Consider the following 21,511-nt stretch of genomic DNA (forward strand, 5'->3'; position numbering starts at 1 on the left):
CCTCAGCTTGAGGCCAGGCCGCCGGGTAGAAGTTCGGCGCGGCCGGTCAGGCTGAGCTCCAACAGGGCCGATGCGACCTGGGCCATCGGCGCGTTCAGGGCGCGGGCGAGCTCGTCGCGCGGGGTCGGCGTAGGTGACAGCAGGGCGGCGACGCGGTCCAGGAAGGCGTCGTCGATCTCGTCGTCATAGCGCAGCGGCTCGGACGGCGGTTCGCGCAGGGTTCGCAGGGTGTTGAAGGCGCGATCAATGTCCTCAATGCCTTCGCACAGTATGGCGCCCTGACGCAGCAGTTCGTTGGGGCCGCGTGCGCGCGGGTCCAGCGGCGAACCCGGAACGGCGAAGACATCGCGTCCCTGTTCGGCGGCGAGGCGGGCGGTGATCAGGGAGCCAGAGCGGATTTCGGCCTCCACCACTACGACCCCGCGCGACAGGCCGGAGATGATGCGGTTCCGTCGGGGGAAGTCGCGGGCCTGGGCGCGGGCGCCGATGGGGCTTTCTGAAACGACGCAGGCCTGTTCGATCAGACGGGCGTAGAGGTCGGCGTGTTCGGGCGGATAGATGTCGTCCACGCCCCCGCCCAGCACGGCGACGGTTCCGGTCGGCAGGGCGCCTTCATGGGCGGCGGCGTCGATGCCCCGCGCCATACCCGTGACGACGACGTGGCCCGACTGACCCAACTGCTGGGCCAGACCGCGCGCGATGCGCTGGCCGCCTGCCGAGGCGATGCGGGCGCCGACGATGGCCACCGATGGACGGTTCAAAAGCTCGACGCGGCCCCGTGTCCACAGGATCGGCGGCGGCGGGTCCAGCGCGGCCAGCATCTCAGGATAGTCGGCGTCGCCCAGCACCAGCAGGCGCGCCCCGATCTGGCCGCCCCGATCCAGTTCACGCTGAACGGCCTCTTCGGGCGGGGGGATGGAGGCGGCGCCGGACTTGCGGACCAGCCCCGGCAGGGCGTCCAGCGCGCTGACGGCGGAACTGTATCGCAGGAGCAGTTGGGAGAAGGCGACGGGACCGATGCGGTCGGTGCGGGCGAGCCGCAGCCGGGCGAAACGTTCGGCTCCGCTCAGGCTCACGCCTTCTTGGCCCCGATGCGCGGTTCCTCGCCCTTCAGCAGTCGGGCGATGTTCTGGTGGTGGCGAATCCAGATCAGCACGGCGGCGAAGATCGTCAGGATCAGGATCGGCGCGCCGACCGGAAGGCCGACGGCGGCCAGCGGCAGCAGGGCCAGAAGGGGCGCAGTCGCCGCCGAGATCAGGGCGGCCAGCGACGAATAGCGGAAGGCGAAGGCGGCGATCAGCCAGACGGCGGCGGCCATCAGACCCAGCGGCCAGGCGGCGGCCAGCAGCAGGCCGTAGAAGGTGGCGACGCCCTTGCCGCCCTTGAAGCCCAGCCAGATGGGGAACAGGTGGCCCAGGAAGGCCGCGCCGCCCGCGATGGCGCCTGCGGCTTCGCTATGGAACAGGTGGCGTGCGATCAGCAGGGCGACCGCGCCCTTGCCCGCATCCAGCAGCAGGGTGGCCAGGGCCAGGTCCTTGCGGCCGGTGCGCAGGACATTGGTCGCGCCGATATTGCCCGAGCCGATGTTGCGCACATCGCCAGCGCCCGCCGCGCGGGTGATGATGACGCCGAACGGGATCGAGCCGAGCAGATAGCCGCCGAGCGCCGCCAGCGCCAAGGTCCCTACAGCGGGGCCGACCAGATCCTGCACGTTGATTCGCTCCCCGCGTGTTGTGGCGGCAAAATGCGTCGGCGCGCGGTCCGTAGCAAGCGCGATCCGACCTCTTGACCCCGCGATCGCCGCAGCGTCTGGTCCCGCGCCCCGCTGGAGATCGCCGATGACCCGAAACATGATGACCGCCGCCGTGGCGATCCTGTTGGCGACGACAGGTTGCGTCGAGGCCGAGCCAAAGGCGAATGCAGCGGCGGACGGCCCGGCGATGGCGGCCTATTTCGACTGCGTTCGGGACGGCGGCGTGGCGATCTCGGCGCACCGTGCGGTGTCGGCGATGGATCAGCCCGAGAACTCCGTATCGGCCATCGAGGCGACGGGGCGGGCGATCCCCAATGCGATCCTGGAGCTGGACGCGGCCCTGACGCGCGACGGCCATCTGGTTCTGATGCATGACGAGACGATGCGGCGGACCACGACCGGGCGTGGACGGGTCGGGGACCTGACGTTGGCCCAGATCAAGCGCGCGCGCCTGAAGGCGTCGAACGGCGCGCGGACCAATGAGGCCGTGCCGACCCTGGGCGAGGCGCTGGACGCCGCTGGACGGGTGGGGGCCATAGCCAGCATCGACCTGAAACCGGCCAAGGGCGGCAGCACCACCGAACTGGCGCGGGCGGTGATCGACCAGGTGCGGCGGTCAGGGGCGGCCAGCCGTGTGATCCTGATCACCTATACGCCGGAGGATGCGCGGGCCGTGGCGGCGATGGCGCCGGAGATGATGATCTCGGCAGGCGTGAACAGCGTGCGAGGACTGGAGGGGCTGAACACGGCGCAGATTCTGGCCTGGACCGGAACGCGCGAGGAACGTCCGGCCCTGTGGCGCGCCTTGAAGGCGCGCGGCGTAGAGGTGCAGTTCGGCACCCTGGGCGCCGAGGGCGTGCGGCGCGACGACCTCTACGCCGCAGATGGGGACGTGTCGGAATACCGCGACCTGTTCCGACAAGGCGTGACGGTGATCGCCACGGACACGCCGCTGGCGGTCAAGAGCGTGCTGGAAGCCGAAGTCGCCAAGGCGGCGACGTGTGCTAGGCCGCGGTAGCGCCCGTCAGTGAACCTTGCGGCCTGCGACCCATGTGCTGACGACCTTGCCTTGCAGACGGCGGCCGTCAAACGGTGAGTTCTTGGACTTGGAGTGCAGGGCGTCCGCATCGACGATGATGGGCGCGCCGGGGTCGAACAGGATCAGGTCGGCAGGAGCGCCTTCGGCCAGAACGCCTGCATCCAGCCCCAGCAGCGCGGCGGGGCCTTGCGTCAGGGGACGCAGCACATCCAGCAGGTCCAGACCGTCCTCGTGGTGCAGGGTCAGGGCGGCGGGCAGCAGGGTCTCCAGACCGATGGCGCCGGGTGCGGCCTCGGCGAAGGGACGGCGCTTGTCCTCGGCGGGGGCAGGGGTGTGGGCCGAGGTGATGACGTCGATCAGGCCTTCGCGCACAGCCTCGATCAAGGCCTGACGATCAGCCTCTGAACGCAGCGGCGGATCGATGCGGTAGAAGGTGCGATAGTCGCCGATGTCCACCTCATTGAAGCACAGGTGGTTGATCGAGACGCTGACGGCGACCTCCAGCCCCTTGGCGCGGGCCCTGGCCAGGGTCTCCAGCGCGCCTTCGGTCGAAATCTGGTCGACCAGGAACCGGGCGCCGGTCTGTTCGACCAGAGCCAGATCGCGCTCCAGACCGATCCGCTCGGCGATGGCGGGGCTGCCTGACAGGCCCAGACGTGTGGCCAGTTCGCCGGATGCGGCGACGGCGCCTTCAGTCAGCCAGGGGTCGGACGGACGACAGGCGATCAGGGCGTTGAAGGCGGCGGCGTAGCTCATCACCCGCTGCAGGGTGCGGCTGTTGACGATGACCTTGTCCACGTCGGTGAAATACAGGGCGCCCGCCTCGTCCATCAGGCCGATCTCGGCCATGCGCTGGCCGTCCAGCGCCTTGGTCGCGGCGCCTGCCGCACGGACATTGACCAGGTTCAGGGCTGCGCCGCGACGCTGGATGAACTCGATCACGGCCGGATCGTCGATGGCGGGATCGGTGTCGGGCTGGACCACGATGGTGGTCACGCCGCCGGCGGCTGCGGCCAGACTGGCGGACTTCAGCGTCTCGCGCGGCTCGGCGCCTGGCTCGCCGGTCTTGACGCGGATGTCGATCAGGCCGGGCGACAGGCACAGGCCATCAGCGTCGATGATCTGGTCGGCGGCCAGATCAGGGGCGGCGCCGTGGATGACGCGGACGATGCGGCCGTCCTCGATCAGGACCGAGCCCAGACCGTCGTAGTCGCTGGCGGGGTCGAGAAGGCGGGCGTTGACGATTGCCAGAGTGGTCATCGGGCGTCTCCCCAACGGGCGGAGAGGGAGGCCAGAACGGCCATGCGGGCGGCGACGCCCATCTCGACCTGATCCTGGATCAGGGAGACGTTCAGATCGTCGGCGACATCGGAATCGATCTCGACGCCGCGGTTCATCGGTCCGGGGTGCATGACCTTGGCGCCGGGATTGGCCCAGGCCAGTTTCTCGCGGTCCAGACCCCAGAAACGGAAATATTCGCGAGTGGAGGGGACCAGGGCCCCGGCCATCCGCTCCAACTGCAGGCGCAGCATCATGACGACGTCGCAGCCCTGCAGGCCCTCGCGCATGTCGTGGAAGACCTCGCAGCCCCAACGGTCGGCGTCCCCCGGCACCAGGGTTGGCGGGCCGATCAGGCGGACGCGGGCGCCCATCATCTGCAACAGGGCGACGTTGGAGCGGGCCACGCGGCTGTGGGTGATGTCGCCGCAGATGGCCACGGTCAGGCTGGTCACATCACCCAGCGCGCGGCGCATGGACAGCAGGTCCAGCAGGGCCTGGGTCGGGTGTTCGTGGCGGCCGTCGCCCGCGTTGACGACCGCGCAGCCGACCTTCTGGCTGAGCAGCTCAGCCGCGCCCGAGGCCGAGTGGCGGATGACCAGAATGTCGGGCTTCATGGCGTTCAGGGTGACCGCCGTGTCGATTAGGGTCTCGCCCTTCTTCACCGAAGACGAGGCGACCGGCATGGTGACCACGTCGGCGCCCAGACGCTTGGCCGCGATCTCGAACGAGGAGCTGGTGCGGGTCGAGTTCTCGAAGAACAGGTTCACGACCGTGCGGCCGTGCAGCACGTCCAGCGCCTTGGAGGATTGCCGATTGAAGTCGACGAAGGCGTCGGCCAGGTCCAGCAACTGCGGCGTCACGAACGGATTGAGGTCCGATGCGGCGAGGAAGTGGGATTTCGGGAACGGGATCAGCCGCTCCTGAATGGTCTGGTCGGTGACGAGGGAGGGCTGGGTCATCGAGACGCGGCTATAGGCGTGACTCGCCGCAAACGCCAGACTTTGGGCACCAGACTTGGGGGCGCGCCAGTCAGGTGAAGTGGAACAGGGCCAGCAGGATGGGGATGACCACGGCGCTGCCCACGGTGGTCAGGGCGATGACGCCCGCGATCAGGGGCGCGTCGCCGCCCATCTGACGCGCCAGAACATAGGAGGCCGCCGAGCCCGGCGCGGCGCCGCAAATCAGGGCGATGCCCTGCGCCAGACTATCGCCGCCCAAGGCCCAGGCGATGAACCACATCAGCGGCGGCATGACGCCCAGCTTGACCAGGGTGACGGCGGCGATGGTCTTTCGACGGCGTTTGACCTCGGCGAAGGACAGGCCGGCGCCGGCGACGATCAGGCCCAGCGGCAGGGCGGCGGCGCCCAGCAGATCCATCACTTCGGACAGGCCGGGGATCAGCGGAACACGCAGGAAGTTCAGCGCCAGACCGATCAGGCAGGCCAGGAGGATCGGGTTGGCGATCATCGACTTCAGCAGGCCCAGCACCGACGGCTCGCGGTGCAACGCCCCCCATCGGGCCAGAACCGCGACGCAGGCGATGTTGGTCACCGGAATGATGAAGGCGATGGCCACGGCGGCCAGAGCCGTGCCCTCTGAACCGTAGATCGACTGAATCACCGGCACGAAGACGAAGCTGTTCCAGCGGATCACGCCCTGGAAGACGCTGGTGTAGGCGGGGCCGTCCAGCATGATCAGCGGCTTGGCCGCCAGCGTCGCCGCCGCCACGATCAGGGTCGCGCCCACGGCGGCTGAGCCTGCAACTGTCGCGCCGCCGCCCGCCAGATCGGCGTACCAGATCGCGGGGATCAGGAAGCTGGGGTAGAAGATGTTGATCGACAGCTTCTCAATGGGCCGCCAGGCTTCGTCGGGCAGGAAGCCGGATTTACGCAGGCCGTAGCCCAGTGCGATCATCAGAAAGACGGGCAGGATGCCCGCGATCAGGGCTGTCAAATCCAGGTCGCCTGATCTCGCACCCGATCCAACGCCCCTTGCAGAATCCAGGCGGCGGCGGTGCGGTCCACGACCTGGGCGCGGCGCTTGCGGTTCAGGTCCAGGTCTTCAATCAGGAAGCGTTCGACGGCGCTGGTGGACAGGCGCTCGTCCCAGAAGGCGATATTGACGGGACGCAGCCGTTCCAGATTGCGGGCGAAGGCGCGGCAGGACTGGGCGCGCGGGCCTTCGGTGCCATCCATGTTGGCGGGCAGGCCTATGACCAGGGCCGACACCTTGCGGTGTGCCATCAGCTTGAACAGGTGTTCCGCCTCGATGGTAAACTTGGACTTGCGGATCAGCTCCAGCGGCGAGGCGATCAGGCGCGTGGAATCCGACACGGCGACGCCGATGGTCTTTTCGCCCAGGTCCAGCCCCATCCACGGGGTGTCGGGCGGGCAGGCGGCGGGCAGGTCGAGGAGGTCAAGAACGGGCACGGCCTGCGGTTAGGACTGGCGCGCGGCGAAGTCAAAGGCGATGGTGCGGGAATGACACGCATGATCCTGATCCTGTCTGTTGTTTTGGCCCTTGCCGCCTGCGGCGAGCCTGACGCGCCGAAAGGCCGCCCCAAGGCGTCGCCGCCGCCCACGCCCCTGTCCGTCGCCAAGGCTCCGGCGGCGCCTGCCGGACCGGGCGTGGCCATGCCCGCCCTTGTCGAGCCCGGTCTGCAGCAGGCGGCGGGCGTGTCGCAACTGGAGCTTCTGCCGCGCCTGAACGCCAAGGTTTTCAGCGTCTCGGGCGGTGATCCTGCGTTGAACGGGCTGGTGACCTATTTCGGGCTGTTCGCGGGGGCGGATGAGGGGTGGCGGGTCTATGCCATCGGCGATTTCAATGAATGGCGGGTGGTCGAATCCGCGCCGGGCAAGGTCGTGCTGGCGGTGCGTCAGGACGTGGCGTCAGAGGATGGCAGCGTCAAGAACAGCCCCCGGTTCATCCACGTCAGCTTCGACAATACGGGCGATACGCCACCCGATGCGATTTCAGTCGCTTCGTCGGACTGACCAAACCTTGTGAATCCGGGCACGGGCCGTTAGTCACCACGGCTCAATCTCGCATGACTGGAGGGCCGCATGGCCATCGACGCTGCGACGGTGCGCAAGGTTGCGCATCTCGCCCGCATCAAGACCCCCGAAGACCGGCTGGAGCCGCTGGCGCAGGAGCTGAACGGCATCCTGGCCTGGATCGAGCAGTTGGATCAGGTGGATGTCGAAGGCGTGGAGCCGATGACCTCGAACGTGGCCCAGCCGCTGCGCCTGCGCGACGACGTCGTCACCGACGGCGCCAAGCGCGACGCCGTTCTTTCCAATGCCCCGAAGTCGGCTGACGGCTTCTTTGTCGTGCCCAAGGTGGTCGAATAGTATGAGCGACCTGACCAATCTGACCCTGAAGGCGGCCGTCGACGGCCTGAAGGCCAAGGATTTCTCCTCGGCTGAAATCACCCAGGCCTTTCTGACCAAGATCGAAGCCGCCAATCCTACGCTGAACGCCTATGTCGAGGTGACGGCGGACAAGGCGCTGGAGATGGCCAAGGCGTCCGACGCGCGTCTGGCGGCAGGCGAGGGCGGCGTGCTGGAAGGCGCGCCTCTGGGCATCAAGGACCTGTTCTGCACCGAGGGCGTGCAGACGACGGCAGGATCCAACATGCTGCGCGGCTTTGTCCCGCCTTATGAATCGACCGTGACCGCCAATCTGTGGCGCGACGGTGCGGTCATGTTGGGCAAGCTGAACATGGACGAGTTCGCCATGGGCTCGTCCAACGAGACCTCGGCCTTTGGTCCGGTGAAGAACCCGTGGAAGTCGAACGGCTCCGACGCCGAATTGACGCCGGGCGGCTCGTCGGGCGGTTCGGCCTCGGCTGTGGCGGCCGATCTGTGTCTGGCCGCGACCGCATCCGACACCGGCGGTTCGATCCGCCAGCCCGCTGCCTTTACCGGCACTGTGGGCATCAAACCGACCTATGGCCGCGCCAGCCGTTTCGGCATGGTGGCGTTCGCCTCCTCGCTGGATCAGGCCGGACCGATCACCAAGACGGTCGAGGACGCGGCGCTGCTGCTGCAATCCATGTGCTCGTTCGACGTCAAGGATTCGACCAGCCTGGACATCCCGACGCCCGACTGGACCCAGTCGGTCGGCAAGTCGGTGAAGGGCCTGCGCATCGGCGTGCCGCGCGAATATGTCGTGGACGGGATGCCTGCTGAAATCCAGGCCCTGTGGGATCAGGGCGTGGCCTGGCTGAAGGACGCCGGCTGCGAGATCGTCGAGATCAGCCTGCCGCACACAAAATACGCCCTGCCGACCTATTATATCGTGGCGCCCGCCGAGGCGTCGTCGAATCTGGCCCGTTACGACGGGATGCGGTTCGGGCACCGTGCGGATGAGTTCAAGTCGCTGGACGACCTGTACGCCACCTCGCGCGCCGAGGGCTTCGGCAAGGAAGTGCAACGTCGCCTGACCATCGGCGCCTATGTGCTGTCGGCCGGTTTCTATGACGCCTATTACGTCAAGGCGCTGAAGGTGCGTCGCCGCATCGCCGAGGACTTCGACAACGTTTGGGGCCAGGTGGACGCCATCCTGACGCCGTCGACGCCGTCGGCTGCGTTCGCGCTGGGGGACAAGCAGATCGACCCGCTGACCATGTATCTGAACGACGTCTTCACCGTGACGACCAACCTGGCCGGCCTGCCGGGCATCTCGGTGCCTGCGGGCATGGATTCCGGTGGTCTTCCGCTGGGCCTTCAGGTCATCGGCAAGGCGCTGGACGAAGCGACCGTCTTCCAGGTCGGCGCGGCGCTGGAACGCGCGGCGGGCTTCACGGCCAAACCCGGCAAGTGGTGGTGAAATGAAAAGGGCCCGCAGATCGCGGGCCCTTTTTTTTGATTACTGCGCCGGAAGCGCCTTCAGGTCGGCGTCGATGGCGGCGATCTTCTCGTCGGTGATGTGGCCTTCGGAGAAGGGCGCGATCTGGGCCAGGGTCAAGGCCTTGAACTGGTCATAGGCCGGATGGCTGCTGATGCCCGGCAGGTGCTTGTCCAGCACCGCCTTGGTCGCGGGATTGGCGATCAGGTCTTCGATCGAGCTGTCGATGGTGGGGCGGGCGTGATGGGCGTGGTCCGACGCTGCGGGCGCTGCGGCCGGAGCAGCGGCGGGTTGCGCGGTCTGGGCGGAGGCGGCGCCTGCGATCAAAAGCGAGGCGGCGGCGGTGGCGAACAGGGTCTTGATCATCGAAAATCTCCGTTGAGAAGGTGAAGATGCACGCAGTTTCGCGTCATCATTACGACAGGCTCTTTCTCCGCGTCCATCGGGGCGCTAGGACGAACACATGACCGATACCGCTACGAACACCAAACTCATCCAGGGTCGGACCGGCCCATGGGAAATCGTCATGGGGCTGGAGATCCACGCCCAGGTGGCGTCCAAGGCCAAGCTGTTCTCGGGAGCCGCCGTCGGCTTCGGCGCTGGCCCCAATGAGCAGGTGTCGCTGGTGGACGCGGGCTTTCCCGGCATGCTGCCGACGCTGAACAAACACTGCGTCGAACAGGCCGTCCGCACCGGCCTGGGCCTGCGCGCGCAGATCAACAAGCGCAGCCAGTTCGACCGCAAGAACTACTTCTATCCCGACCTGCCGACCGGCTATCAGATCAGCCAGCTCTATTACCCCATCGTCGGCGAGGGCGTGGTCGAGGTTGAGGGTGAAGACGGCGTCTTCTTCGACGTCGGCATCGAGCGGCTGCACCTGGAGCAGGATGCGGGCAAGCTGATCCACGACCTGTCGCCCACCGAATCCTATGTCGACCTGAACCGGGCCGGCACGGCGCTGATGGAGATCGTCTCGCGCCCCGACCTGCGCACGCCCGACGAGGCTGTCGCCTACGTCAAGAAGATCCGCACCATCCTGATCTACCTGGGCACCTGCGACGGCGACATGGAGAAGGGCAACCTGCGCGCCGACGTGAACGTGTCGGTCTGCCGCGCCGGCAACTACGACAAGTTCAAGGAAACGGGCGACTTCAGCTTCCTGGGCACGCGCTGCGAGATCAAGAACGTCAACAGCTTCCGCTTCATTTCTCAGGCGATCCAGTACGAGGCGCGCCGCCAGATCGAGATTCTGGAGGACGGGGGTTCGATCACGCAGGAAACCCGCCTGTACGACCCGACCGCAGGCGAAACCCGTTCGATGCGCTCCAAGGAAGAGGCGCAGGACTATCGCTACTTCCCCGATCCCGACCTGCTGCCGCTGGATCTGGAACAGGCGTGGATCGACGACATCAAGGCGTCTCTGCCCGAACTGCCGGATGACAAGCGCAAGCGCCTGATGAGCGAGTACGGCCTGTCGCAATACGACGCCATCGTGCTGATCTCGGAACAGGCCAAGGCTGATTATTTCGAGACCGCGGCCAAGGGACGCGACGCCAAGCTGGTGTCGAACTGGGTCACCAACGAGGTCTCGGCGCGTCTGGCTGCTGACAACAAGGACTTCAGCGACAACCCGCTGCCCGCCGCCCATGTGGCGCAACTGGTCGAACTGATCGAGACGAACGTCATCTCGTCCAAGATCGCCAAGGAGGTGTTCGACTACGTCTGGAACGGCGAAGGCTCGCCCGCCGAAGTGGTTGAGAAGCACGGATTGAAACAGGTCACCGACACAGGCGCCATCGAGAAGGCTGTCGATGACATCATCGCCGCCAACCCGGACAAGGCCGCGGCGGTGGCTGAGAAGCCTCAGGCCATCGGCTGGTTCGTCGGTCAGGTGATGAAGGCCACGGGCGGCAAGGCCAACCCGGCCGCAGTCAACGAAATCTTGAAGGCCAAGCTGGAGCTTTGATGCTTGGGGGCTTCGGCCCCCAAGCCCCCGGCGGTCGCTAACGCTCGCGACGCGGTCGCTCGCTGCTTGAGCGACAGAGCGAGGGCGGGTAGTTCGAGAGGGCGGCGGTTTCTGAACGCTGACACAAAAAAGGCCCGGAGAGCGATCTCCGGGCCTTTGTCGTGTTCGTCACCAGCGCCAGGCGTCGCGGATGACGTCGATGATGTAACCGTCATAGTCGTCGATCAGATAGATGGTGTTATCGACCGAGACCCAGCGCGTGCCCTCGGGCGGATAGCCGAGGCCGTAGGTGCGCCAGTCGTTCAACTGGTAGCGCCAGAAGATGTCGGGCAGATGCTGACCCACCGACCAGTAGCGACCCCAATAGGAGCGGGGGACGCTGTAATAGCCCCATCCCGGTGCGAAATAGAAGCCGACGCGCACGCCGCTGTAGCCCCGGAAGCGGTTGTCATTGCGCCACCAGTTCGGGTTGCGGTCGCGATAGAAGTCGCGACGCCACTGGTTGCTGTTGAACCGCTGGCGGAACTCGCGCTGGATGCGGTCGCGATCACGACCGTTGTTCCAGTTGTTCCCGGGACGGTTGGGCTGGCCCGGACGGTTCCAGTTGTTGTCCGGACGTCCCGCACCAGGGCGATCCGGGCGGTTCCAGCCGTTGCCAGGGCGGTCGGGGCGATTGCCGCCGTTGTTCGGCCGATCTGGACGATTCCAGCCGTTGTCGGGGCGGTCGGGGCGATTGCCGCCGTTGTTGGGACGATCTGGGCGGTTCCAGCCGTTGTCGGGGCGGTCGGGGCGATTGCCGCCGTTGTTCGGCCGATCTGGACGGTTCCAGCCATTGTCAGGACGGTCGGGACGATTGCCGCCATTGTTGGGACGATCTGGACGGTTCCAACCGTTGTCAGGACGGTCAGGCCGCTGTCCGCCGCCATTGTCGGGGCGGCTGGGCTGGCCGGTTCCGGGACGGTCGGGACGGTTCCAGCCGCCTTCCGGACGATCCGGGCGGGCACCGCCGGTGTTCGGGCGATCAGGGCGATCGGGACGGCTAGGCTCAGGACCCATTGATGTGATGTGCTCGATCTGATTCAGGCTCTGTAAGGAGACTGGATATGAGCGACCTCTATTGGCTGACGGACGAGCAGATGGCGCGGCTGCAGCCGCACTTCCCCAAGAGCCACGGCAAGCCCAGGGTGGATGATCGTCGGGTGTTGAGCGGGATCATCTTCGTCAACCGCAACGGGCTTCGCTGGCGTGACGCGCCGCCGGTCTATGGCCCACACAAGACGCTGTACAACCGCTGGAAGCGTTGGAGCGAGGCCGGGGTCTTCATCCGGATGATGGAGGGACTGTCCGGCGCTCAGGCCGAACGGCGCACCCTCATGATCGACGCGACCTATCTCAAGGCGCACCGTACGGCTTCGAGCCTCGCGGTAAAAAAGGGGGTCTTGGGCGGCTCATCGGACGCACCAAAGGCGGCATGAACACCAAGCTTCACGCCGTAACCGATGCGAACGGACGCCCCATCAGCCTGTTCATGACGGCAGGCCAGGTCAGCGACTACACCGGTGCTGCGGCCCTGCTGGACAGCCTTCCCAAGGCCCAATGGCTGCTGGGCGACCGGGGCTATGACGCAGACTGGTTCAGGGACGCTTTGGAGGCCAAGGGCATCACGCCCTGCATCCCCGGTCGAAAATCCCGGACCGCGCCTATCCGTTACGACAAGCGCCGGTACAAAAGCCGAAACCGCATCGAAATCATGTTCGGCCGGCTCAAGGACTGGCGTCGCGTCGCCACCCGCTACGATCGGTGCCCGACCGTCTTCCTGTCCGCCATCGCCCTCGCCGCTACAGTGCTATTCTGGCTATGAGTCCTGAGCCTAGGACGCTCGCCGCCTGTGTTGGGCCTGTCAGGACGGGTCCAGCCGCCATCGGGTCGCGAGGGACGCGGCTGGCTGGTCTCTGGACGGCTGGGACGCTCGGACATTCCCGAGCGATCCGGGCGCATGGCGCGCGGGCCATCGCCGCCACGCGACGGGCGTTCGCGGCTGGGCTGGGGCTGATCCTGGGCCAGAGCCTGGATCGGCGCGGCGAGCGGACCGGCGAAGGCGGCGACGGCAGTGAAAGCCAACAAGAGGCGTTTCATGGTCTTTGGTTCCTGCACGCCGGTTCTCCAGCGGCTTGAGGTGATCTTCGTCTTTGTCGATGAACCCAGGCTGAACATTGTTAGCAATCAACAGACTGCTGGAAGCAGCCGATGAAAAAGCCCCGCGGGCCAGCGCCCGCGAGGCTGAAGAAGCGGCACCGCGTGGGCCTCAATAGACGCCCGAGATTACGCTGGCGATCAGGCCGGTGGCGACGGCCATCAGGACGATGTCGTTGCCGGCGTGAACATAGCGATAGCCGCGCGGCGCGGGCCGCAGATTGTAAACATACGGGTCGCGGACATAATAGCTGCGGTACTGCGGCGGCAGGTATCCGCCCGCGCGCCAGCGATAGCCCGAATAGCGGGGATCGACGCGGTAGTAGCCGTAGCTGGGCGCGTACCAATAGCCGCTGCGCGGGCCGTTGTAGCCCCGGAAGTCCGAGCGTCCGCGCCACCAGTCGCGGTTGTTCCGGTCCCAACGATCATTGCGATAGTCGTTGCGGTAGTCACGGCGATCCCGATTGTCGGGGCGGTAATCGGGGCGATAGTTGTGGCGATTGTCGTAGCGGCGATCATCGCGATATTCGCGTCGGTCGCGGCTTTGCGCCTCTGCGAGCAACGGCACAGCCGAGGTCGACAGGGCGAGGGCGACGACGGCGGCCTTGGTGAGGCGGTTCATCTTCGTGCTCCATTCTGGACCCGTCGACGGAAGCGCCGTCCTTTGGTCCGGTGATGAGACGAGGGTCGGATTGTGCGCCTGAACGCGTCCTGAACGACCGTGTCAGGATTGATATGGTGCATTTGCGCGGCGGCGTCAGTGCGCCAAAATGTCCCTGAACCTCAAGGAGAAGTGCAGATGAGCAGGCCGATTGAACTCTGGTACTGGCCCACGCCGAACGGCTGGAAAATCTCCATCGCGCTGGAGGAGATGGGCCTGCCCTATGTGGTCAGGCCGGTGAACATCGGCGCAGGCGAACAGTTCTCGCCAGAGTTCCAGGCCATCAGCCCCAACGGGCGTATGCCTGCCATCATCGACCCGGATGGGCCGGGGGGAGAGCCGCTGTCGATTTTTGAATCCGGCGCCATCCTGCAATATCTCGGGGTCAAGTCGGGCCAGTTCTATCCGTCCGATCCGCGCGGCAAAGTCGAGGTCGACCAATGGCTGTTCTGGCAGGTCGGCGGGCTGGGGCCGATGGCGGGCCAGACGCACCATTTCCGCCAGTACGCCCCTGCCATGATCCACGACCAGCGCCAGATCGCTTATGGGGTGCGGCGCTATACGAACGAGACGCACCGGCTGTATGGCGTGATGGAGCAGCGGTTGCGGGATCGCGACTATCTGGCGGGTGAATACTCCATCGCCGACATGACGGCCTGGCCGTGGGTTCTGCCCGGCCTGCAGGGGCAGAACATGGAGGACTTCCCCAAGCTGGCGGCCTGGCTGGAGCGTGTGGGCGCGCGACCGGCGGTCAGGAAAGGCAGGGCGTTGCTGGAGGAGTTGCGCGGCAATGCAGGCGGATCTGGCAAGGATGCAGAGGCGGCGCGCCGGATCCTGTTCGGTCAACGGGCGCACAAGACGTAAACAAGAGATTTCCGAAGTATTTCAGAGGTATGAATCGAGCGGGGAGTATTCGGACCTGCTTTACTGAAAAATTCGGTGCGGCCTTTCGCCGTTAACTTTAACTTCAAACCGTCGGTATTTGATCGCGTATCAGAAGGCAGGCTCAGAACGACGCCTGTTTGGGAGATACGGTGATGATAGTGCAAGAATTGGCGCACGATCTGCAGGCTGGATCGGATGATGAAGGCCTGCCGCTGCCGACCGTGGACATGTCCGGTGACGACCTGTTCAAGCTGGGCATGATGTATTCGGCCGGTTCGGGCGGCTGCCCGATGGACCGGGTCTCGGCCCATATGATCTTCAACCTGGCCGCCATGAAGGGCTCAGTCGAGGCGCGGGTCTATCGCCGCGAGATGAGCATGGAGATGGATCGGGAAGAGATTTCCGAGGCCCAGAAGGCCGCCCGCCGCTACATCGACCAGGGCGTCGTCAATCTGGTCGCCTGACCAAGCTCTAGAACTGCGCGTAGCCGTTGCCGTTCGATCCGTTGATCGAATAGCTGAAGCCGATCGGCATGGCGGCGCGAACCTGGGTGAAGAAGGCGGCCAGTTCACCCAGGGTTGAACGCGGCACGAAGATGATGTCGCCGCGACGCAGCATGACGGTCTCTGCGCGTCGGGGGCGCAGGTCGATCACCCGCATCATGCTGGTCCCGCCCGGCCCGCGCCGGATCAGGGCTGCACGATCAGGCTTACCCGTCGGCGCCAGACCGCCCGCCTGTATGACGGCCTGATAGGCCTCCAGTTCGCCGACAATCTCGATCACGCCCGGCGTGCGGACCTCGCCGTCGACCCACACGCGGATCGGCCCGGCCTGACGCAGGGTCACCTCGACCAGCGGACGCACCAACTGGGTCGAATAGGCGGCTGAGAGGGTCTGCTCCAGCTCCGGCAGGGTGCGGTCCGCCGCCATCACCTGGCCGATCAGGGGCAGGGCGATGCGTCCGTCAGGGCCGACCTTCAGGGTTCGCGTCAGCTCTGCCGCCGTCGGCGTGGCCACCTCGATCTCGTCGCCGGGATACAGCAGATATTCCGGCTCTGCGTCGGTCCAGCGGGCGAAGCTGAGGCCGCCTAGTTCACCGCGCGGGTCCCCGCCGCGTGCGACCGGGCCCTGAGGTGGGTGATTTCGGGGCGCGCCCACGCCGGGAGACGGCATCCGGGATGCGTTCGCGCCGCCGCCGCAACCCGCAAGCGCGGCTGAGCCAAGGGCCAGAAGGATCAGGCGGCGGTCTGGCGTCATGGAATCGGGCGGGTCCGATGAAAGGAGCGTTCTGCGCAGCTTCGTCACTTATGGGTAACCATAGGTTAACGCGGGTCGGCGAAGGGTGCATTCATAAGCCTGTTTCAAGGATTCGGTCCGCCCAATGCGCTCGACGGCCTACGTCACAACAAGACCGCGTTACGGCGTGCTGGACGTCGTGGGCATGCTGTTCCGCGAACTGCTGCTGATGATCGTGATCTTCCTGGTGATTTTCGCCATCGGGGCCTTTGCGGCGTTCGGTCTGAAGAAAAGCTACACCGCCACGGGCGCTGTCTTTGCGGGCATCGGCCAGGAATATGTCTATCAGCCGCGCGTGGGCACGGCGGAGCGGGGCGGGCAGGCGCCGCAGGGGGCGGAAGTCGCCAACTCCGAAGCCGCCATCATCGGCTCCAGCGCCGTGCGCGAACGTGTGGTCCTGGCCCTGGGCGCGCCTGCCGTGCTGGGCAAGGCGACCAAGGGCGATGTCGACAAGGCCAACGCCGCCGCGCGCAAGTCCATCGGCACCAGTCTGGGCGTGCTGACGGCGCCGGGCAGTTCAGTGGTCCGCCTGACCTACAAGGCCGATGATCCCGAACGCGCCGCGCGCATTCTGAACACGGTGATCGAACAGTATCTGGCCTATCGTCGCGAAGTTTTTCAGGACAAGACCCCGGCCATCGCCACCCAGCGGATGGCGTTCGAGGACGATCTGGCCAACGCCGATCAGGCCTATGAAAGCTTCCTGAGGACCAACGACATCGGCGATTTCACCGCCGCCAAGACGACGCTGGCGGCGACCTATCAGACGGTCTTCACCGACCGCATGTCCACGCAGAGCCAGCTGAACCAGACTAGCCAGCGCCTGAACACCCTGATGGCACAGCAGGCGTCGACCCCGCCCGAGATCGCCCTGCAGCAGGATTTGAACATCTCGGCCCAGGACCAGATCCTGCAACTGCGCACCGAGCGCGAGCAGCTTCTGTCGCGCTATACGCCCGACGCCCAGCCGGTTCGCGATATCGAAGCGCGGATCGTGCAACTGCAGTCCTATGTGTCGTCCGGCACGGCGGTGGGGCCCAAGGAGGTCCGCACCGGGCCGAACCCGATCTGGACCGAACTGGAGACGACGCGCATCAACACGCGAGCCGAGCGGGATTCGCTGGCGGCGCGTCTGTCGGCCCTGGATCGCCAGTTGAACGACATCCGCGCGCGTCAGGCGCGTCTGACGGCGCTTGAATCCGAGAATTCGACCCTGGCGGGCAATCGCGAGGTCTTGACGGCCAATATCCGCGAGTTCCAGCAGCGCGAAAGCCAGAGCCGCGCGGACAACGCCCTGGTCGCGGCGGGCGCCGACAATGTCACCGTGCTGGAGCGCGCCCAGCCGCCTTCAACGGCCAAAAGCCTGAAGATTCCGGCGCTGGCGGCGGTCTTCCTGTTCGCCGGATTCACCGCCCTGTGCGTCGGCCTGCTGCGGGTCTTCACCCGCAAGGGGTTCACCACCCCGGCTTCTGTCGCGCGGACATTGGATATGCCCGTTCTCGCTGTGGCGCCCGCCAAGGCCAGATAATGTTACGCTGCGGCGTGACGGAGAGCGCATAGCGATTCGATGGTCGATCTGACTTCGGAAATGGGCGGCCTGTGGGCGGCGCTGGGCCCAGCGCCGGCTCATCGTGCGCGCGTCATCCAGTTCGCCTCGGCCGCGTCCGGCGAGGGCGTGTCGACAGTGGCGCGCGAGTTCGCGCGGCTGGCCGCCGTGCGGGCCAGAAAGCCCGTCTGGCTGATCGATGGCGACCTGACCCAGCAGGGGCAGCTGGAAGCCATTGCTGGCGAACCGGACCGGTTCGGGCAGATCGGCAAGCCCGCACGCGCCTCGCCTGACGGTTCCAGCTTCTTCGTCGTGACGCCGCGTGTGACCGGGCGGGACGGCAAGCCTGTGCCGTCATCGCGCCTGCTGACGGCGCGGTCCTGTCTGGGCGGGCGGCTGTGGGTGACGCACTTCCACATGGAGGCCCTGCGCTCCGGCCACCGGGTCGAGACGGTGGGCGAGCCGCGCTATTGGGACGTGATGCGCCAGCACGCCGACACCATCGTCATCGACGCGCCAGCGGCGGATCGCAACGACATGTCGATCATCCTGGCACCCTTCGTCGATATGACGGTGCTCGTGGTGCGGGCTGAGAGCACGGCGGCGAATGAGCCGGTCATTCTGCGTGACGAGATCGAGGCCGTCGGCGGCCGGATCGCAGGCGTGGTGATGAACCGTTCGACCTATCGCGCGCCCGGCTTCCTGCAGCGGCTGACGGGTTAGACTGTCCGTTTCAGCATAGCGGCGCCATAGAGGCGCGGCTCGAAGCCCTTGGTCCAGAACACCTTGCCCAGACCGCGCGCCAGCCGGTCGTAAACGTCCGCGCGATTGGGGCGTCTGAGAATGGCGACGGCGATCGACGCCAGTCCCCAAAGGCCGCTCTGGACGGCGCCCACCAGCATCCATTTGACCACGCCCGCCCGGTCGCCGCGATCCGCCGCCATCTGGCTGGGGCTCTGGCCATAGGCAAAGGCGCGCAGAAGGGCGTAGCGCAGGGTGGCGCGGTCAGCAGGCGCGAACTCGTCCACCCAGGCGTCGGCGGCCCAGCCAAATGTTCCGCCGCGCGCCTGCAGGCCGGTGAACAGCCGATCGTCCTCGCCGCCCGTCTCATTCATGGCGGTGTCGAACGGCGCATCGTCGGGCAGGGCCGTGGCGCGGACCATCAGGCTGTTGCCGCAGCCGTGGATGTCGTTGGTCAGACCTGTCTCGGTGGGACCTGTGCGGCCGAAGAACCGCTCTAGATAGGCGGTGGTCCAGCCTGTACCCTTTGGCACACGTCCGCGAATAGGGCCGAACAGGACATCGGCGCCGGTCTTGGCCTGTGCGCTCAGCAAGGCGGCCAGCCATCCGGGCGAGGCGGCCTCGTCATCATCCAAAAAGGCGATCAGGGCGGCGTCGGTCGCGGCCAGACCGACATTGCGGGCTGTGGCGACGCCGGGAATGGGGGCGTGGGCATAGGTCAGAGGAACAGGCGCCTCATGCCGCAGCCGTTCGATCAGAGGCGCGGCGGAGCCGTCCGGGTCATTGTCCGCGACGACGACAGCGCGGACCCGGTCCAGAGCCTTCGTCTGGGCGAAGACCGATCGCAGGGCGCGTTCCAGACTTTCCGGGCGGCGCAAGGTCGGGATGATGACGGCGAGGTCTTTTGCAGGTTCAACGGCCATGTCAGACGGCGTCCGCATAGACGGCGGCGCGATACAGGCGCAGGGCGAAGGCGCGCGCCTTGGTCGGCAGTATGGGCGCCAGGGCCGCCTGTTTCACCAGCCCTCGGATCAGGGGCAGAGCGGGCAGGCGTTTCAACGCCCGCGCGGCCTTGTAGCTGGGGTAGGTCTGGACGATGGTCGGGTGCAGGGCGACGACGCGGGCGAAATTGCCTGCGCCCTGTTCGAACTTGCCCGCCAGGTCGGCGACGGTGTCCAGGCCCATGTGGGTGGCGGGATTGTCGATATGGATGACCGGAAATCGCTGCGACACGCGCATGGCCCATTCCACATCTTCCCAGCCCCAGCCGGTGAAGCCCGGGTCGAAAGTCTCCAGATCGAACACGTCGCGTCGGACCAGCAGATTGGAGGTGTAGACGTATTTCTCGGGCGTCCTGGCGCGTTCCGCGGCGGGCACACATTCGCTGGCGCCGGACAGGGCGCGGTGGACGGCGAAACGGGCGTCCGTCGGGGCCTGATCCAGCGAGAAGCCGCCAAAAGCCACCGCTGGCTCATCGGCGGCGACCAGATCGGTCCAGTTCTGCAGGAAATGCGGCGTGTCGGGCTTCATATCGCTGTCGAGAAACAGGAAGGCCGGCCCGCGCGCGGCTGTGGTCAGGCGGTTGCGGCCCTTGGCGCGTCCCTCGTTGGTTGTCAGCGTGATCAGGCGGGCAGGCAGGGACAGGCCGTCCAGCGTCGCCTTCAGTCGCTTGGTCAGGGCGGCGTCATTCGTACCGTCATCCATCAGCACCAGCTCTACACGGCCTCCCAGCAGCTCCGCCTCGGTGTCGAGCTGACGGATCAGGGCGTCGGGATCATCGCGCAGGAAGGGCGTCAGCACCGAGATGGTCGGCGCGGCCGCAGTCCATGCGGCGTTATCGTGGATGTCTGCCCTCATGCAGCGGCCCTCCGTCTGGCGGCGATCAGGCGGATCAACAGGTCGCGCACGCCTGCTGCATTCAGCGTCAGAGCCATGGCGGCATAGACCGCGCCGCCGACGCTGGCGTCCAGCACCAGTTCAGCCAGACCTCCTATCGGCGGCAACAGCGCCACGACCCCGGCCATGGCGGCGGAGGCGACGCCGCAGCGGATCAGACTGTCCCACGGGATCGGCAGGGCGATGGCTCGGCGGCTGATCAACAGGCAGGCGATCAGGCCTATGGCGAAGCTCAGCGCCGTGGCGACGGCGGCGCCCAGCACGCCCAGCCGTGGGATCAGCACAAGGTTCAGCACAATGTTGGACAGGGCCGGAATGGCCATGGTGACCAACAGCAGGCCGGTCTTCTTGCCCAGCGTAAATCCGAAGCCGAAATAATAGGCGATCATGCCGGACAGGAAGGCGGATGCGGCGATCCACGGCGTGACGATGGCGGCGGCGGCGCGCAGGTCCTGACCGATCATCAACTCCGCCATCGGTCGCGCGACCAGGGCCAGGCCGACGGCGGCGGGCAGGCCGATAAGGATCAGGGTCGATCCCTGCACCAGCGCCGTCTCCCGCAAAGCCTCGCGACCGCCGCGCTCCAGCGCCATGACCATAGCTGGCGCGCCCGCTGCGCCCAGCCAGATGAACATCACGTCCAGCGTCCGGTTCGCCAGACTATAGCTGGCGTGATAGGCGCCGACCGCCGCCGCATCCATGAAGGCCGCCAGCAGGAACCGGTCTGTCGAGGCCAGCACCAGCGCCAGTGTCAGGGACGCCGCGATGGGATAGCCATAGGCCGCATAGGCCTTCAGCCGCTCGCGATCCACGGTCCCGCCTGCCGACTGAGCCAGCTCGCCCGGCAGGATGAAGGGCAGGACGAACAGGGGGGCCAAAGCCAGACCCAGCAGCGGGGAGGCGGCGCCCGCGCCCGCCAGCGCGAACCCGGCCCCGACCAGGAAGCCGAAGATCGAGACGAACATATCGACATTGGCCGCCTTGGCGACCTCGCCCGCCGCGCGGTAACGCTCCTGCGCCAGCTTGGCCAGATTACGGATCGGCGCCCCGGCCAGGCCGAAGGCGACGGCGATCTTGAACCCAGGCGTCAGCGGCAGCAGCCACACCACCAGCGCCGCGATCGGGACGAAGACGGCGATGATAGCGAAGGATGTGCGGTACAGGCTGGCGAAATGGGTGCTCAGGCCCTCGGGCGTGCGCTCGGCCGCCCAGAACCGCGCCATCGACGCCTCCAGCCAGCTGAAGGTCGCCGTGTGGGCCAGAGTGGTGACCGAAAAAGCCAGCGCGTAGTGGCCGAAGTCTGCTGGGCTGAGCAGCCGGGTGAAGACGACGATGGTCAGGAAGCCGACCACCCCCTGCACGACCTGTGCAGGCAGATAGCCCCACACGCCCCGCCAGAACATGCG

At 66.6% G+C, this 21,511-nt stretch carries 23 protein-coding genes; 10 read left to right on the top strand and 13 right to left on the bottom strand.

Annotated elements, in window-relative coordinates:
* Window positions 1-2: 2 nt before the first annotated feature.
* Window positions 3-1,076: a DNA-processing protein DprA gene (dprA, locus tag KWG56_RS02985; protein ID WP_219353656.1), complete on the bottom strand. Its 1,074-nt coding sequence runs from the start codon at window positions 1,074-1,076 to the stop codon at window positions 3-5.
* Window positions 1,073-1,711, bottom strand: a complete 639-nt coding sequence (gene plsY / locus KWG56_RS02990; RefSeq protein WP_219353657.1) for a glycerol-3-phosphate 1-O-acyltransferase PlsY — start codon at window positions 1,709-1,711, stop codon at window positions 1,073-1,075. Before plsY ends, dprA begins: the two co-directional genes overlap by 4 nt.
* A 127-nt stretch (window positions 1,712-1,838) precedes the next feature.
* Here plsY and KWG56_RS02995 point away from each other — a divergent pair, with 127 nt between their 5' ends.
* Window positions 1,839-2,771, top strand: a complete 933-nt coding sequence (locus KWG56_RS02995; protein WP_219353658.1) for a glycerophosphodiester phosphodiesterase family protein — start codon at window positions 1,839-1,841, stop codon at window positions 2,769-2,771.
* A 6-nt stretch (window positions 2,772-2,777) separates the two neighbouring features.
* Here the strand turns inward: KWG56_RS02995 and pyrC are convergent, their stop codons facing one another.
* The 4 genes from pyrC to ruvX form a co-directional block, all read right to left on the bottom strand.
* A complete protein-coding gene (gene pyrC / locus KWG56_RS03000) occupies window positions 2,778-4,052 on the bottom strand; it encodes a dihydroorotase (protein WP_219353659.1) in 1,275 nt (424 codons plus the stop codon).
* The gene (locus KWG56_RS03005; RefSeq protein WP_201100487.1) at window positions 4,049-5,032 is read right to left on the bottom strand and encodes an aspartate carbamoyltransferase catalytic subunit; all 984 of its coding nucleotides are present in this window, start codon (window positions 5,030-5,032) and stop codon (window positions 4,049-4,051) included. Before KWG56_RS03005 ends, pyrC begins: the two co-directional genes overlap by 4 nt.
* Before the next feature lie 70 nt (window positions 5,033-5,102).
* On the bottom strand, window positions 5,103-6,026 hold the full coding sequence (locus KWG56_RS03010; RefSeq protein WP_219353660.1) for an AEC family transporter: 924 nt from the start codon (window positions 6,024-6,026) through the stop codon (window positions 5,103-5,105).
* Window positions 6,023-6,502 (bottom strand): Holliday junction resolvase RuvX, encoded by a 480-nt coding sequence (gene ruvX / locus KWG56_RS03015; protein ID WP_201100485.1) that lies wholly within the window; start codon window positions 6,500-6,502, stop codon window positions 6,023-6,025. The genes KWG56_RS03010 and ruvX overlap by 4 nt, the downstream gene beginning before the upstream one ends.
* Before the next feature lie 51 nt (window positions 6,503-6,553).
* Between ruvX and KWG56_RS03020 the strand changes: the two genes are divergently transcribed.
* The 3 genes from KWG56_RS03020 to gatA all read left to right on the top strand — a co-directional run bounded on the left by KWG56_RS03020 (window position 6,554) and on the right by gatA (window position 8,903).
* The gene (locus tag KWG56_RS03020) at window positions 6,554-7,066 is read left to right on the top strand and encodes a hypothetical protein (RefSeq protein ID WP_219373675.1); all 513 of its coding nucleotides are present in this window, start codon (window positions 6,554-6,556) and stop codon (window positions 7,064-7,066) included.
* Between the two features lie 69 nt (window positions 7,067-7,135).
* Window positions 7,136-7,423 (top strand): Asp-tRNA(Asn)/Glu-tRNA(Gln) amidotransferase subunit GatC, encoded by a 288-nt coding sequence (gene gatC, locus KWG56_RS03025; RefSeq protein WP_219353662.1) that lies wholly within the window; start codon window positions 7,136-7,138, stop codon window positions 7,421-7,423.
* Window position 7,424: 1 nt separating this feature from the next.
* Window positions 7,425-8,903 (top strand): Asp-tRNA(Asn)/Glu-tRNA(Gln) amidotransferase subunit GatA, encoded by a 1,479-nt coding sequence (gene gatA, locus KWG56_RS03030; protein WP_201100482.1) that lies wholly within the window; start codon window positions 7,425-7,427, stop codon window positions 8,901-8,903.
* A 39-nt stretch (window positions 8,904-8,942) separates the two neighbouring features.
* On the opposite strand, the gene KWG56_RS03035 is transcribed toward gatA, so the two are convergent.
* A complete protein-coding gene (locus tag KWG56_RS03035; RefSeq protein WP_219353663.1) occupies window positions 8,943-9,287 on the bottom strand; it encodes a hypothetical protein in 345 nt (114 codons plus the stop codon).
* 97 nt (window positions 9,288-9,384) lie between these two features.
* Between KWG56_RS03035 and gatB the strand changes: the two genes are divergently transcribed.
* Window positions 9,385-10,887 (top strand): Asp-tRNA(Asn)/Glu-tRNA(Gln) amidotransferase subunit GatB, encoded by a 1,503-nt coding sequence (gene gatB / locus KWG56_RS03040; protein ID WP_219353664.1) that lies wholly within the window; start codon window positions 9,385-9,387, stop codon window positions 10,885-10,887.
* A gap of 168 nt (window positions 10,888-11,055) precedes the next feature.
* On the opposite strand, the gene KWG56_RS18880 is transcribed toward gatB, so the two are convergent.
* The gene (locus KWG56_RS18880) at window positions 11,056-11,943 is read right to left on the bottom strand and encodes an RcnB family protein (RefSeq protein WP_280638392.1); all 888 of its coding nucleotides are present in this window, start codon (window positions 11,941-11,943) and stop codon (window positions 11,056-11,058) included.
* 47 nt (window positions 11,944-11,990) lie between these two features.
* On the opposite strand from KWG56_RS18880, the gene KWG56_RS03055 reads away from it, so the two are divergent.
* Window positions 11,991-12,748 (top strand): IS5 family transposase gene (locus KWG56_RS03055; protein WP_219352846.1). Its coding sequence is split into 2 segments (ribosomal slippage): window positions 11,991-12,312 and window positions 12,312-12,748, totalling 759 coding nucleotides; the frame shifts between segments, so codons are not numbered across the junction.
* A gap of 444 nt (window positions 12,749-13,192) precedes the next feature.
* On the opposite strand, the gene KWG56_RS03060 is transcribed toward KWG56_RS03055, so the two are convergent.
* Window positions 13,193-13,702, bottom strand: a complete 510-nt coding sequence (locus tag KWG56_RS03060; RefSeq protein ID WP_201100479.1) for an RcnB family protein — start codon at window positions 13,700-13,702, stop codon at window positions 13,193-13,195.
* Window positions 13,703-13,879: 177 nt separating this feature from the next.
* Between KWG56_RS03060 and KWG56_RS03065 the strand changes: the two genes are divergently transcribed.
* Window positions 13,880-14,605 (top strand): glutathione S-transferase family protein, encoded by a 726-nt coding sequence (locus KWG56_RS03065; RefSeq protein WP_219353665.1) that lies wholly within the window; start codon window positions 13,880-13,882, stop codon window positions 14,603-14,605.
* 173 nt (window positions 14,606-14,778) lie between these two features.
* Complete coding sequence (locus tag KWG56_RS03070) at window positions 14,779-15,090, top strand: sel1 repeat family protein (RefSeq protein ID WP_219353666.1); 312 nt, start codon at window positions 14,779-14,781, stop codon at window positions 15,088-15,090.
* Window positions 15,091-15,097: 7 nt separating this feature from the next.
* On the opposite strand, the gene KWG56_RS03075 is transcribed toward KWG56_RS03070, so the two are convergent.
* A complete protein-coding gene (locus KWG56_RS03075; RefSeq protein ID WP_219353667.1) occupies window positions 15,098-15,883 on the bottom strand; it encodes a polysaccharide biosynthesis/export family protein in 786 nt (261 codons plus the stop codon).
* Window positions 15,884-16,007: 124 nt separating this feature from the next.
* Between KWG56_RS03075 and KWG56_RS03080 the strand changes: the two genes are divergently transcribed.
* Complete coding sequence (locus KWG56_RS03080) at window positions 16,008-17,450, top strand: GumC family protein (RefSeq protein ID WP_219353668.1); 1,443 nt, start codon at window positions 16,008-16,010, stop codon at window positions 17,448-17,450.
* A 39-nt stretch (window positions 17,451-17,489) separates the two neighbouring features.
* On the top strand, window positions 17,490-18,191 hold the full coding sequence (locus KWG56_RS03085) for a P-loop NTPase family protein (RefSeq protein WP_201100474.1): 702 nt from the start codon (window positions 17,490-17,492) through the stop codon (window positions 18,189-18,191).
* Here the strand turns inward: KWG56_RS03085 and KWG56_RS03090 are convergent.
* The 3 genes from KWG56_RS03090 to KWG56_RS03100 are packed head-to-tail and all read right to left on the bottom strand — an operon-like array spanning window position 18,188 to window position 21,508.
* Window positions 18,188-19,132 (bottom strand): glycosyltransferase family 2 protein, encoded by a 945-nt coding sequence (locus KWG56_RS03090; protein WP_219353669.1) that lies wholly within the window; start codon window positions 19,130-19,132, stop codon window positions 18,188-18,190. The genes KWG56_RS03085 and KWG56_RS03090 overlap by 4 nt on opposite strands.
* 1 nt (window position 19,133) lies before the next feature.
* Complete coding sequence (locus KWG56_RS03095) at window positions 19,134-20,066, bottom strand: glycosyltransferase family 2 protein (protein WP_219353670.1); 933 nt, start codon at window positions 20,064-20,066, stop codon at window positions 19,134-19,136.
* Complete coding sequence (locus tag KWG56_RS03100) at window positions 20,063-21,508, bottom strand: lipopolysaccharide biosynthesis protein (RefSeq protein ID WP_219353671.1); 1,446 nt, start codon at window positions 21,506-21,508, stop codon at window positions 20,063-20,065. Before KWG56_RS03100 ends, KWG56_RS03095 begins: the two co-directional genes overlap by 4 nt.
* Window positions 21,509-21,511 lie beyond the last annotated feature (3 nt).

It is taken from the genome of Brevundimonas nasdae, from assembly GCF_019395145.1.
Taxonomy (GTDB): Bacteria; Pseudomonadota; Alphaproteobacteria; order Caulobacterales; family Caulobacteraceae; genus Brevundimonas; species Brevundimonas nasdae.

Bases quoted from the DNA above. Each gene is read 5' to 3' on its own strand.
- KWG56_RS02995 (WP_219353658.1), top strand. From the start codon at position 1,839: ATGACCCGAAACATGATGACCGCCGCCGTGGCGATCCTGTTGGCGACG.
- pyrC (WP_219353659.1), bottom strand. From the start codon at position 4,052: ATGACCACTCTGGCAATCGTCAACGCCCGCCTTCTCGACCCCGCCAGC.
- KWG56_RS03005 (WP_201100487.1), bottom strand. From the start codon at position 5,032: ATGACCCAGCCCTCCCTCGTCACCGACCAGACCATTCAGGAGCGGCTG.
- KWG56_RS03020 (WP_219373675.1), top strand. From the start codon at position 6,554: ATGACACGCATGATCCTGATCCTGTCTGTTGTTTTGGCCCTTGCCGCC.
- gatC (WP_219353662.1), top strand. From the start codon at position 7,136: ATGGCCATCGACGCTGCGACGGTGCGCAAGGTTGCGCATCTCGCCCGC.
- gatA (WP_201100482.1), top strand. From the start codon at position 7,425: ATGAGCGACCTGACCAATCTGACCCTGAAGGCGGCCGTCGACGGCCTG.
- KWG56_RS03035 (WP_219353663.1), bottom strand. From the start codon at position 9,287: ATGATCAAGACCCTGTTCGCCACCGCCGCCGCCTCGCTTTTGATCGCA.
- gatB (WP_219353664.1), top strand. From the start codon at position 9,385: ATGACCGATACCGCTACGAACACCAAACTCATCCAGGGTCGGACCGGC.
- KWG56_RS18880 (WP_280638392.1), bottom strand. From the start codon at position 11,943: ATGGGTCCTGAGCCTAGCCGTCCCGATCGCCCTGATCGCCCGAACACC.
- KWG56_RS03060 (WP_201100479.1), bottom strand. From the start codon at position 13,702: ATGAACCGCCTCACCAAGGCCGCCGTCGTCGCCCTCGCCCTGTCGACC.
- KWG56_RS03065 (WP_219353665.1), top strand. From the start codon at position 13,880: ATGAGCAGGCCGATTGAACTCTGGTACTGGCCCACGCCGAACGGCTGG.
- KWG56_RS03070 (WP_219353666.1), top strand. From the start codon at position 14,779: ATGATAGTGCAAGAATTGGCGCACGATCTGCAGGCTGGATCGGATGAT.
- KWG56_RS03075 (WP_219353667.1), bottom strand. From the start codon at position 15,883: ATGACGCCAGACCGCCGCCTGATCCTTCTGGCCCTTGGCTCAGCCGCG.
- KWG56_RS03080 (WP_219353668.1), top strand. From the start codon at position 16,008: ATGCGCTCGACGGCCTACGTCACAACAAGACCGCGTTACGGCGTGCTG.
- KWG56_RS03085 (WP_201100474.1), top strand. From the start codon at position 17,490: ATGGTCGATCTGACTTCGGAAATGGGCGGCCTGTGGGCGGCGCTGGGC.
- KWG56_RS03090 (WP_219353669.1), bottom strand. From the start codon at position 19,132: ATGGCCGTTGAACCTGCAAAAGACCTCGCCGTCATCATCCCGACCTTG.
- KWG56_RS03095 (WP_219353670.1), bottom strand. From the start codon at position 20,066: ATGAGGGCAGACATCCACGATAACGCCGCATGGACTGCGGCCGCGCCG.
- KWG56_RS03100 (WP_219353671.1), bottom strand. From the start codon at position 21,508: ATGTTCTGGCGGGGCGTGTGGGGCTATCTGCCTGCACAGGTCGTGCAG.